Annotated in this window: 9 protein-coding genes and 1 pseudogene; 4 read left to right on the forward strand and 6 right to left on the reverse strand. The window is 45.4% G+C overall.

From position 1 onward, the window contains the following. Positions 1-79 precede the first annotated feature (79 nt). Complete coding sequence (locus tag FX988_RS12380) at positions 80-1,528, reverse strand: glycoside hydrolase family 32 protein (RefSeq protein WP_160180198.1); 1,449 nt, start codon at positions 1,526-1,528, stop codon at positions 80-82. A 157-nt stretch (positions 1,529-1,685) separates the two neighbouring features. On the opposite strand from FX988_RS12380, the gene FX988_RS12385 reads away from it, so the two are divergent. From FX988_RS12385 to FX988_RS12395, 3 genes are all read left to right on the forward strand, one after another. Then, complete coding sequence (locus tag FX988_RS12385) at positions 1,686-2,702, forward strand: LacI family DNA-binding transcriptional regulator (RefSeq protein ID WP_160180200.1); 1,017 nt, start codon at positions 1,686-1,688, stop codon at positions 2,700-2,702. Positions 2,703-2,712: 10 nt separating this feature from the next. Then, complete coding sequence (locus FX988_RS12390; protein WP_160180201.1) at positions 2,713-3,975, forward strand: MFS transporter; 1,263 nt, start codon at positions 2,713-2,715, stop codon at positions 3,973-3,975. Between the two features lie 173 nt (positions 3,976-4,148). Next, a complete protein-coding gene (locus FX988_RS12395; protein WP_160180203.1) occupies positions 4,149-5,039 on the forward strand; it encodes a dienelactone hydrolase family protein in 891 nt (296 codons plus the stop codon). 74 nt (positions 5,040-5,113) lie between these two features. Here FX988_RS12395 and FX988_RS12400 read toward each other — a convergent pair. The 3 genes and pseudogenes from FX988_RS12400 to FX988_RS12415 form a co-directional block, all read right to left on the reverse strand. Next, positions 5,114-5,272, reverse strand: a pseudogene (locus FX988_RS12400) (permease); the annotation flags it as partial. A 94-nt stretch (positions 5,273-5,366) separates the two neighbouring features. Continuing rightward, positions 5,367-5,846, reverse strand: coding sequence for a hypothetical protein (locus tag FX988_RS12410; protein ID WP_160180205.1), 480 nt, complete (start codon positions 5,844-5,846; stop codon positions 5,367-5,369). Between the two features lie 81 nt (positions 5,847-5,927). After that, a complete protein-coding gene (locus FX988_RS12415) occupies positions 5,928-7,187 on the reverse strand; it encodes an MFS transporter (RefSeq protein WP_160182170.1) in 1,260 nt (419 codons plus the stop codon). 245 nt (positions 7,188-7,432) lie between these two features. On the opposite strand from FX988_RS12415, the gene FX988_RS12420 reads away from it, so the two are divergent. Further along, the gene (locus tag FX988_RS12420) at positions 7,433-9,529 is read left to right on the forward strand and encodes a TonB-dependent receptor plug domain-containing protein (protein WP_160180220.1); all 2,097 of its coding nucleotides are present in this window, start codon (positions 7,433-7,435) and stop codon (positions 9,527-9,529) included. A gap of 990 nt (positions 9,530-10,519) precedes the next feature. Here the strand turns inward: FX988_RS12420 and FX988_RS12430 are convergent. Together FX988_RS12430 and FX988_RS12435 are read right to left on the reverse strand one after the other, a co-directional pair. Continuing rightward, positions 10,520-11,659, reverse strand: coding sequence for an acyl-CoA dehydrogenase family protein (locus FX988_RS12430; RefSeq protein ID WP_160180223.1), 1,140 nt, complete (start codon positions 11,657-11,659; stop codon positions 10,520-10,522). Positions 11,660-11,661: 2 nt separating this feature from the next. Further along, complete coding sequence (locus tag FX988_RS12435) at positions 11,662-12,843, reverse strand: acyl-CoA dehydrogenase family protein (protein WP_160180225.1); 1,182 nt, start codon at positions 12,841-12,843, stop codon at positions 11,662-11,664. Between the last annotated feature and the right edge of the window lie 35 nt (positions 12,844-12,878).

The following is a 12,878-nucleotide window of genomic DNA, read 5'->3' on the forward strand; positions in this document are numbered from 1 at the left end:
GCAAATTTATTACAAACATATAGATTTTTATACTGTGCTGAAGCGTCGAAATTTTGCGCCTCAGCAGAGAAATAGACGCTTACTTTTTCAGAGGTGAAACTAAAATTTCGGTCTTATCTGCAACAGAAAGTAAGTTTCCACTAACTTTTAATTCAGAAAATGCACTATCAGGAAAACACAAAGCAGTTAGCGTTCGTTCGCCATTGGCAAAGAAAAATTCAAGTGAACAAGTGTCTACACACACCGTAATTTCCATAAATTCACTGTCACTAGCCAACAAAGGTACATCGATAGTCGCAGCAAAATCATGATTATCAAAACCCGCTTCAGATCTGTCAAAATGCGCACACATATTCGCTAAGTCTATTTTTAATTTTATTAAATTCCCCTGCCCATTGCGCCACTCAAGCAATGTTTCACTGGCGGTTTTCTCAAGCGTTATTTCCAGCTTGTATGCGTCAGGCAGCGCAATAGGCGCATCGAAAACACGGTGACTACTCTTTTTTGAAGACCACAATTTCTCACTTTGCTTTACCGGCTCCATACACAAAGCGTAACTGTGGGGATGTTTAACGAGCTTTAGGATTCTAGGCAGTGTCATCGCACCACGCCAAGCATTATCCGGAGTCTTATTTGCATAGTTCCAATTGCTCATCCACGCAATTATTGTGCGTTGTGTGGGCGCTTCAGAGACGTTATCAAACGTTATCCCAGCGTAAAAATCTGTTCCATAATCCAACCAACGCGTATCCTTGTCCTGCACGAGAAAATCACGGCCATCGAAGTCGCCGATAAAATACTGCATAGCGGAGCCACCATTAGGTCCCCCAGGGTTAATACTGATTAGCAGTACCCAACGAGTCTCACCGCTTTGCTCACAATGCAATGGAAATAAATCAGGACACTCCCACACACCACCGTGCGCCCCAATATTGTGACCAAACTCAGAAAGTTTCTCCCACTGCAATAGATTTTCAGAGCGATAAAAATGTACGCACTGACCAGCAACGACAGCTTTGACCCAATAGTTCCCTGGTTCGTACCATACCACTTTAGGATCTCTGAAATCTTTCAAGCCTGGATTGGGAATAACTGGATTGTTGCTGTATTTTTCAAATGTTTTGCCACCATCGAGTGAAAAGGCCAAGCTTTGCGTTTGAACTTCATCTTTGGAGTGATGCGTAAACGTGGCAACGATGGGGGTTTCACCAGACTTTGCAAACCCAGAAGTGTTATTAACATCAACCACTGCTCCACCAGAAAAAATATAACCTAGCCCTTCAGGCTCTGCATATAATGCGATCGGCTCGTGTTCCCAGCTAATTAGGTCTTCACTGGTAGCATGCCCCCAATGCATATTCCCCCATACGACATCATCGGGATTCATTTGATAAAAAAGATGATATGTCCCTTCGAAGAAAAAAAGTCCGTTTGGATCATTAATCCAATGATTGGGCTTATAGAAGTGGAATTCAGGTATCCAAGAGTTCGGCGACTCACAGGGTACAGCGGAAGATAATAGCGGCATAAATCACCTTTATAAAATTAAGGGACAGTAAATGTAAAATACATCTTGAAAAAATGTCTAACGTTAGTCATTATAATCTCACTTATTAATTTTTTGTCAACTTTTTGTTCTTTGTATGTGATGATTGATTCACGCAAAGTTAAAATAGAGAGTCCTTATGTCCTCCATTAAAGATGTAGCCTTAAAAGCGAATGTTTCGGTGAAAACCGTGTCTCGCATATTGAGTGGCTACGAGGGTGTCAGCGAAAAAACAAGACAAAAAGTTGAACACGCAATACATGAACTAGAGTTCTATCCATCAGCGGCCGCACAATCTTTACGCGGTCAGGAAAAAGGTATTGTATGTTTAATAACAGAACGCTTAACCACGACCCCCGATTCTTTCGATATCATCGCTGGTATTCAAAACGAGTGTGAAAAACATGGCAAGCTCCTCATGATTGGTGAATCCGGAGGGAGTAAAAAAAGCTTCTCTCGGTTAGTCGATGATTTTCGACGTCAACGTGCCGAAGCTATCATTTATGCAACCGTTTATCATCGTGAAGTCAGTATTGAGCAGTCATTTAATAAATGCCCATTAATTTTGGTGAACTGTTTTGAAAAAACGTTACGTCATCCAACGATCTTACCAGATGACTATTTGGGAGCGTATCAGCTAACCCAATCGTTGTTAGAAAAAGGCCATAAAAAAATTGCTTATCTCACTCTTTTTAAAGACATGCCAGCGACCGCTCTACGACTAAATGGATTTGCAGCCGCCCTTAAAAAAGCGGGAGTTGAATTAGATGAGGAATTAGTGCGCGAAGCGGTTTGTCATGATCCAGATGATGAATTTGCCATGCTCCCCAATGTATTAAAGGACATTATGTCTCGCTCACAGCGCCCCACAGCAATATGTTGCGGTAACGATAAAATGGCAATGCGGGTGTACATGTTGATCCGCCAAATGGGCTACTCAATTCCCGAGACAATTTCTATCGTAGGTTACGATGACTACAAACTCATCGCTGAAAATTTACTTCCAAAGCTTAGCACTGTCAGTCTCCCCTATTTCAATATGGGGCAAATGGCGGCGCAGATCGCCATTAAGAAAGAGTTGCAAGCTAATACCAAAATTCAAGAGATTAGTGGCAAGTTAGTATTGCGTGGATCTCATGGCATCCCTCCCACATAAAGGCAAAAATATGACGTCGCAAACAGCAAAACGAAACTACTGGCTTCTCAGTATCTGCATACTTAGTTTTTTCTTAACGTGGTCGTTTTGCTTTTCTCTTTACCCTATTTGGCTAAATCAAGCCATTGGTCTCAATGGTGAGCAAACTGGCTTGGTATTCAGTGTCAACGCGATTACAGCTCTACTAATTCTGCCTAGCTATGGCTTTATTCAAGACAAGTTAGGAGTCAGAAAAGACTTATTACTGGTTGTTGGCGCATTGCTTGTCTGTAGTGGTCCTTTCTTCATATTTGTCTATACGCCTCTATTACTTAACTCATTTTTAATCGGCGCTATTGTTGGCGGACTCTATTTCGGTATTTCCTTCTCCGCTGGAGTAGGAGCCGTTGAAACCTATATAGAAAGAATTGGCCGTACCACTGGATTTGAGTTTGGCAAGGTCCGCATGTGGGGCTCTGTGGGCTGGGCTGTTGCGACCTTTTTTGCAGGGCAAATATTCAATACCTCGCCAACGTTAAATTTCATTCTGGCCAGTGCTTGCGCCTGTCTTTTTATAATTTCATTATTGATGGTTAGCACTGCCCCAACGAGCAATAGCCCAGATAAAAAGGGTACCGATACGCAAGCACTGAATTTTGCTGATGTACTAGCGTTATCTAGCAACAGACGTTTCTGGGCATTTACTACTTTTGTTATTGGCGTCACCTGCCTTTACTCTGTTTACGATCAACAGTTTCCTGTTTATTTTGCCGCGCAGTTCTCGTCTAAAGCTGAGGGTAACGCGATGTTTGGTTACTTAAACTCCTTCCAAGTATTTCTTGAGGCTGGCGGCATGTTTGTCGCGCCTTTTATAGTAAACCGGATTGGGGCTAAAAACGGCTTATTGCTCAGCGGCGTAGTCATGGCCATCCGAATGATTGGCTCTGGCTTCGCTGACGATCCTATTTCAATATCGTCGATGAAGTTACTGCATGCGGTAGAACTACCCATTATGTTAGTCGCTATTTTTAAGTATATTGTCGCAACATTTGACCCTCGTCTTTCTTCAACGATTTACTTAGTCGGTTTTTCGTTCATGACTCAAGCTGCCGCAAGTGGTTTGTCCATCGTGGCTGGGATTATGTATGACAGTATCGGTTTTGCAACCTCTTATAAAATCATGGGAGGAATCGCCGCGCTGTTTGTTCTCATTTCTGCGTGCGTGCTAACCAACGATCGCCCCAAACCCCGTGACACTCTGCCTCTTGATACCGGTACGCCAGAAAAGACATAACTTACTGCTTATTCTTTAGCATCTATATACGCCCGCGCTGATGGCTTGTGAGTTTACAAATGGCTGTTTATTTTGCAGCAACCGGATATAGTGATCCAAGTATCTAATCAACTCCTGCAACGAATTCAAGCAGGGGTTACTAAGGTTTCACCCCAGAGCTTCAGGAGATAATAATGTCACATATCGACCCTAAATATATTCCCCAACAAGCGTTTGATTGGTATGACGAATATGCCCATGGCGACATGGACAGACGTACTTTCATGACTCGTTTGGCCTCGTTGTCAGTCGCAGGATTAAGTATTGGCGCGCTCAGTAGTGCATTAACACCTAACTATGCCTTAGCGGAACAAGTGTCTTTTAACGATGAAGCAATTACCGCCAGCTATCAAAAGTTTGATTCCCCCGATGGACATGGCACAGGCCAAGGATATTTAGTGGTACCCAATGATATGCCTAAACCAGCGCCAGCCGTTTTAGTGGTACATGAAAATCGCGGACTGAATCCTTATATAAAAGACGTAGCACGCAGATTAGCCAAAGAGGGATTTATCGCCTTTGCCCCCGATGCGTTATTCCCCCTTGGTGGTTATCCAGGAAATGACGACAAAGGCCGAGAAATGCAGCGTAGTATGGATCGTGAAAAAATTGAAAGCGACTTCATCGCAGCCGCTCATTTCATTAAGCAGCACAGCAAAACGAGCGATAAGGTTGGCGTTGTCGGTTTTTGTTTTGGCGGCTATATCAGTAACTTTTTAGCGGCTAAAATACCTAATATCATCGACGCAGCCGTGCCTTTTTATGGCACACCCGCCGCTGACAACTTAGTCAGTCAAGTAAAAGGCCCTTTGCTACTCAACTTTGCCCAAAACGATAGCCGAGTAAATGCCAGCTGGCCTGAATACGAAAGTATCTTAAAAGCCAACAAGGTTGACTACCAAGCCTATATTTACCCCAACACTCAGCATGGCTTCCACAACGACTCCACTAGCCGATACGAGCCTGAGGCGGCGGAGCTTGCTTGGTCACGAACAGTCACTTTCTTTAACCGCCATCTCGCCTAAGCTGTCTTAAATACAGTTAAGAAATCGAGTGCACAACAGCGCACTCGATTTGATCTGGCCCATTCACTATCGCATTAGAAAATCATTTGATAGGGGCTTCCTGCTCCTATCGCCATAGATAAAATAACGATTAAGAATGCCACTATCATGGGATTCTTAAAAATCGACTTAAGTAAAATCACTTCAGTTAAGCTAGCCCCAGCACTACCAATAATCAATGCCATTACAACGCCGCGAAAGCCGAACCCTATTTTGCGTAGCAAAATACGATAAACTGCAGTCGGTTATCGACTTTTTGCAGGAAGAATGTTGTGCTGACGAAGAAACCTAATCGCCAACAAGACTAATATCTTTCCATGAAGCGACGCGCATGTGGGTCTGATAATAATATTTATTACTGCGCTTACCATTTGAACTAAACCAAATCTTTACTTGAACGAGCTGCCCTTTTACCAGAACGCGCTTTTTCAAAAAATAAGCTTCAGGGGACATCTTAACGTTTTCTTCAAGCTCAGTAGCCACCTTAGGAGGAATGACAATCGTAATATTTCTTGGGTCACGGTAATCGTATTCGGTATTTAACAACACCCGTCCCTCAAGATTGCCTGTTGCTTTGACTCTGAAAACACCCCCTGTCTCAAACGATTTTGGGTAAATAACAGCGGCTAAGTTGCGATAGGCCATGGTATCTGTGGTGGCGCTTTTGTCGTCGAATTGCGCAGTTTGGGGCAGTGAATTACCACTGGTTTGAGAAGTGCTGCTGCAACCCGCTAACAATAGTATTAACAATGCTGTCCATAATCTCATATCTTCATCCCTAATCGTTAACGCACAAAAAACACCCATCTAACTTTATCGAAACGTGGAAGCAATCTCCACTATCATGTCTTAGTCAGTATTTATCGTCTCGACTTTCGTATCCGATGACTCTTCAGGCTCTTCACTTTCAAGACCCATTTCGACCATTTCTTGGGTAGTGCTGCGCATACTGACAAATGGCTCGTAATGCTCTCGCGCCACATCATGGAAGCGAATACGGTATAAGGTCCAGCAAGCCAAAACAGACAATGCCACGCCTGACACAATAAATAACGCCATGTGGGTATAACCTAGTAAAAATGAAACGATTAGCGGCCCTAATATGCTACCTACGCTATTCATCATTAACACGCCACTACCTACCTCCATAATCGACAAGTCGGTATTGTCATTGGCGTGGGCTAAGCATAGGGAATAGAGCGGAAAGCTCAAACCGCCTAATAAAAACATGGTCACATAAATCACTTCAGGCGTGCGGCTATCAAGCAAAATCGCGCCAATACTGGTTAGTACCGCAACAACGGCCAAACCTGTAATGACATATCGTCTGTCTATACGGTCAGACAAGCGCCCTACTGGCAGTTGTAAGAGCGTTCCGCCTAATATGGTAACAGCCATAAACACACCCACCTGGCTTGGGCTTAACTCATTAGCATTGGCCACAACTGGGCCTAACGCCCAAAAACCGCCGGTCACTAAACCACCAAAAAACGCCCCCACCATAGCCACTTGCGACACAGCAAATAAACGCGTGAAACTAAAACTTACTGCTGGAATAGGCTGGGGCGCAGGCCGTCTCGTTAAGCCGACTGGCACTATACCTAAAACTAAGAGTGCCGCCGCCAACATGAAAAGCCCAGCAAACCCTAATTCAAAGCCCACCAGCAACTGCCCCAAGCAAATCGCAGACAAGGAAATGACCGTGTACACAGACAATACACTGCCTCTGTGTTCAGCGGAGGTTTTATCATTCAGCCAGCTTTCGATTACCATGTAAATGCCTGCAATACCCCAGCCAATGAGACACCGGGCGACCAACCACAGAACAAAATTATCCACTAACCCCATCAAGAGTAACGAAGAGGTAAAAAGCGCGATTAATACGGTAAAAACTCGAATATGACCAACTCGCGCCACAAGACGTGGAACCGTTAAGCAACCGAGTACGAAACCAAGGAAGTAACTCGAACCAATATAACCGACCAACTCAGGAGCCCAACCTAGATGAATGGCATAAAGCGGCACTGTGGTTAACTGTAAACCATGGCCTACCAGCAAAATAGCAGCTGAAAATAATAGAGAAAACATTGACTGTAACAAGGTCGGCATAGCGCAATCCGATAAAGGGGTTATTAAACAAGCCATTTGCCAACATAGTCCTTGTTTAACAATATGATGTCCAGAATGATTTGATACGCAGAAGGCGATTTATTCTCATTCATGTTCGCCAATCGTCTAACTCGTGGCGGCCAACATTATTGAGTGATATAGGCATGATCATAACACTTGACCTTCCTGTTGCAGGAACCTTTAGGATCGCCCAAATTTTTATAAACCGATTCAAGAAGTTCTTCATGCCTTACTCGTCTTTTTCAGCGACTATTGTTTTTTCGCTAAGCGTTTTACCACTAAGCTATACCCAAATAAGCCACAGCACAGAATTACTATCCAATGCTGACTCACCCGCTGCATCTGCAAACACGACTGCTTATGCGCCAAAAAACAGCCATGAGGCCAATGAAACACATAATGATGATCACCTTGATAGTGCACATACTGACGAACACGAGCACGAAGAAGACGTCGAAAATATTGTGATTCAAGCCACACGTTCAGGGCGTATCGCCGATGACCAGCCGATACGTGTAGAACTCATCGACAGAGAAGAAATAGAAGAAAAAGCGGCCATGCGCCCAGGCAATATTTCCATGCTGGTCGCTGAAACAGGTGGTGTTCGAGTCCAAACCACCTCCCCCGCCCTTGGCAGTGCAAACATTCGGCTGCAAGGTTTATATGGACGTTATACTCAGTTGCTGGCAGATGGTTTACCCCTTTACGGTAACCAAGCATCATCAATTGGCTTACTGCAAATTCCCCCTACCGACCTCGGCCGGGTTGAAATCATTAAAGGCTCTGCATCTTCACTCTATGGCGGTTCAGCATTAGGTGGGGTGATTAATCTTGTCTCTCGAACACCCGGCGAGACGTTAAACGGCGAAGCCTTACTCAATGTAACCACGCGCAATGGGCAAGACCTAACCTCGTATGTAGAAAGCCCCCTAAGTGACGATGTGAAAGGCTCCCTCACTGTTGGGGCTCATCATCAAAACAAGGAAGACATAGACGATGATGGTTGGATAGACCTACCGAGTTACGAGCGCTACACCGCTCGCCCTCGATTGTTTTGGGAAGGTGAAAACGGTGAATCACTTTACGCGACAGCAGGTTTTATGACCGAACAACGCGAAGGCGGCACCATGCCTGGGGCAGTCGTTGCTGACGGCAACCCCTATGAGCAAACCCAAGACTCCCAGCGTATTGATGGCGGCTTGGTGTTCAATATGCCAATGCTCGATACGCTGACCCTTAATGCCAGAGCCTCTGCTATGGTGCAAGATCACGACCATACTTATGGCGTTCTGGCAGAAGACGACCAACATGAAAGCTACTTATTAGAAAGCAGTATTGCCGGTTATAGCGATGCTGCTGACTGGCTAGTGGGCTTAGCTTACCAAACAGAACAGTTCACCTCTGAGACCTATAACGAATTCGATTATACCTACGAAGTACCCGGCATATTTACTCAGCTAGATTATGAATGGAACGAGCAACTAACTACCTCAGTAAGCGCCCGAGTAGATGATCACAGTGAATATGGTACGCAATTCAGCCCTAGAATATCGATGTTATATCGCCCTGGTGATTTAACCATCAGAGGGTCATACGGACAGGGGTACTTTGCACCAACGCCGTTTGTAGAGGAAATTGAAGCCGCTGGATTGTCACGCCTCGAGCCTTTGCAAAACTTGGAAGAAGAACAAGCTGAAACCGCGTCACTGGATGTAACCTATCGATTCGAGAGTATCGAAGCGAGCGTTACCGCGTTTGGTTCAAACATTGAAAACGTGACTGAACTACAAGCCTTCTCATCGAACAACTCAAATGAACTCGACAGGGTAAGACTCATAAACGCTGAAGGTGAAACCCAGATCCGCGGCTCAGAAGTATTAGTAAGATACTACTGGCGTGACGTAAAACTGACCGCAAGCTACCTATACTTAGATGCAACGGAAGTGTCACCAGACAACAACGGTAGAAGAGAGATCGCGCTTACTCCAAGGCATTCCGCAGGTTTTGTTGCCATGTGGGAGCAACACGGCAATTTCAGAGTCGGCTTTGAAGCCTACTACACTGGGCCGCAAAGATTAAACGAAAACCCGTATATAGATGAGTCCAAACCATACTGGCACTTAGGATTAATGGGCGAAATCACGACAGGCAGAACAAGTTGGTTTATCAATTTAGAAAACCTGTTAGACGTTAAACAAACTGATGAACACCCATTACTACTGCCCTCAAGAGCAGCCAGCGGCCAATGGACCACGGATATCTGGTCGCGAAACGACGGCTTCATCGCCAATGCAGGGGTAAGAATTAAATTCGGCAAATAAGCGGAATCCGTTGCTTTTGTTAGCAAATATTTATGCGCACTTATTTTTCATAGCTGTGGCCAAATAGTACACGCGATATATGCACGAAGTGTATGCAGTAGTGGCCGAAGGCCATAAATAAGCAAAGCGTATGCTTTTTTCCGACTCAAGTCTCCCCGAGCATCGAAGGCTAACCATGGATTAATTGCATGGATGCAATTCAAGTGAAAGCCGCGTCGGGAACGCGTTTTCACGGCCTGTGTTAGTCAAGACGCATAGGGAATAGAGACTTGCTGGAGGCGGCTTCTTTCTGGTGACTCTTTCTTAGCTGTTGAAGAAAGAGTTACTCGATCCCCGGGACGGGGGTTGAAAGTAGGCATGGATGCCGTACGCGCAGCGTATGCTCTAGTGAGCGCAGCTCAAAAGTGCACGAAGTGCATGCAGTAGTGGCCGAAGGCCATAAGTAAGCGCAGCGCATGTTTTAGTGAGCGCAGCGAATCAGTTGGCGACTCAAACTTTCCCGATAACAGCAGCGACTTGTCAGATGGCCAGATAGGGGTGAACCCGAGGCTTTTAGGAGCAGCGCTCCTGTCGGGTGAACGATTCACCATGGATGGTGAAGCTGGCTGCACTACCAAGGATGGGTTGAAAATGAGTTTTGTATTAAACACCTTCGAAGAACCTGATCGGCGTGCGCTTTACAGGGAAGTTTCCTCACGCCGGTATGACAGCAAAGGCACGGCGGTTAGCGGATTAGAAAGTTTGCCGGAGCACGGCCTTTCTTGGTTACTTCTTTCGGCTGTTGGAAAGAAGTGATTGGCTGACCACGGATGGTCTGTCATACCCAGCATGGATGCTGGTAAGCTAAGCGTATGTTTTGTGGCCGAAGGCCATAAGTAAGCGCAGCGCATGTTTTAGTGAGCGCAGCTCATAAGTGCACGAAGTGCATGCTAAAAAACTAAAAAGCCAGCTGTGTAAGCTGGCTTCAGTATTTACCTTAAAAATACACTGTTAATCAGTATAAGCTAATCGATTAAACTTCTGTTGCTGATAATCTGCATCACCAAAGGTGGTGTTAATCATCATCAGACGTTTGACGTAATGACCAACATCTAACTCGTCCGTCAGACCCATGCCGCCATGCAGTTGAATCGCTTCATCACCAATCAACTTGCCGTTTCGGCCAATCATTACTTTTAACGCGGCAATATTTTTCGCTAAATCATCAGCCCCACTTTCGGCTGCACATACGGCGCGATACAAAATAGATTTGGCTTGTTCGCCCGCCATAAACATATCCACCATGCGATGTTGCAACGCTTGAAAGCTACTGATCGCCACGCCGAATTGCTTCCGAGTTTTGGTGTATTCAATGGTGGTAGTATTCAGTTTCTGCATAATACCCATGGCTTCAGCGCACAAAGCAATTGTCACGTCGCCCACCACTGCATCAATAAGTTTATAGCCGTCATCGATCTGACCAACAACTTGAGTGGCTGCTACACGCACATCGCTAAGCTTGATGTTTGCCACTAACTGGCCGTCCATTAAGCGATACTGGGTGCGCTCTACGCCTGAAGCATCGCTATCAATCAAAAATAGCGTGATACCTGCTTCGTCGCATTGTTCTCCTGACGTTCTAGCAGAAACAATCACTTTATTAGCGGCGGCACCGTTAAATACCACGGTTTTTTCACCGTTAAGTACAAAGTCATCACCGTCGCGCTTGGCTTGGGTTTTCACATCCGTTAACTCAAAGCGGCTCTGTCGTTCTACATATGCAAAGGCACCTTGCAATGACCCATCGATAATTTTTTCGATATTGGCGTCTTTTAATGCTTCGTTACTGCTTTTGCTTAGCAGACCGCCAAACATCAATACCGTTGCCACAAAAGGCTCAACCACTAAGCCTTTACCCATTTCTTCCATGACGGCCATAACATCGGTTGGGCCGCCACCGAAACCGCCATAGGCTTCTTCAAATGGAATAGACAGCCACCCCAACTCTGCGAACGTTTGCCAGTTGTCAGGGTTAAACCCTAACGGGTTAGCGGCATTACTACGGCGCGTTTCAAAGTCGTATTCGTCTTGCACAAAGCGCGCGACGCTGTCTTTGAGCATGTTTTGTTCTTCAGATAAATTAAAATTCATGATTAAAGACCCAGTACGTATTTAGCGGTAATGTTTTTCTGCACTTCGTTTGACCCACCGTAGATGGTGGCGGCTCGTCCGTACATGTAGGCTTTTCTTGCGTCATGACCAAAAGCGTGACCAATACTTTCAGCGGTTTCATCGCCGTGTAGCACGCCGCTGTAATAACCCGCCAAGTCCATGTACATCTGTTGGATAGCTTGTTGAATTTCAGTGCCTTTAATTTTCAACAAGGATGATTCCACACCTGGCCCTTTGCCATCTGCTGTTGATGCCAGAACGCGAAGTTCGGTGTATTCCAATGCCATTAATTCAATTTCTGTGTTCGACAGGCGATTTTGAAATTGCACATCCTCAATCAATGGGCGACCGCCGCTGATTTCTTCGCTGAGTAGCTTACGCAAGTCACGCAAACGGCGTTTTGAGTCAGCCACTGCGGCAATTGACGTACGCTCATGTGCTAATAAGGCTTTGGCGTATGTCCACCCTTTATCTTGCTCGCCGATGCGGTTAGCCACGGGTACACGTACGTTGTCAAACACCACTTCGTTTAGGCTATGGTGATCATCAATCGAGGAAATTTTGTTCACTGTTATGCCTGGGCTTTTCATATCAATTAGCAAAAAGCTGATACCGTCTTGGCGCTTTCCTGATGAATCAGTACGCACCAAGCAAAAAATCCAATCGGCATACTGAGCGTAAGTCGTCCACACTTTAGCGCCGTTGACGATGTAATCATCACCGTCTAATTCTGCTTTGGTTTTAAGGGCAGCTAAGTCGGATCCTGCGCCAGGCTCAGAATAACCTTGGCACCACCAATCTTGGCTTTTAAGAATGCGCGGTAAAAAACGCTTTTTCTGTTCGTCGTTACCAAAGCCGTAAATAACTGGTGCAACCATTTTTAGGCCAAAAGGCACCACATCTGGGGCACCAGCTAGTGAACGCTCGGTCTCAAAGATGAAGTTCTCAGTCACTGACCAAGCAACACCGCCATGCTCTACCGGCCAACCTGGGGCTAACCAGCCTTTGTCGTTTAGTTTGTTTTGCCACTCGATTTGCGCCGCTTTGAACTCTGCGTCTTCACCACGGATTCTGCGTGCTAAATCTTCGGTCCAGTTTTCTGCTAAAAATTCGCGCACTTGGTTTCGAAAGGCCAATTCCTCGGCCGAAAAGGTTATGTCCACTGGTGCTTCCTCTTTCTATTTTTCATTTTGAGGCT

The sequence above is a fragment of the Paraglaciecola mesophila genome (assembly GCF_009906955.1).
GTDB lineage: Bacteria > Pseudomonadota > Gammaproteobacteria > Enterobacterales > Alteromonadaceae > Paraglaciecola > Paraglaciecola mesophila_A.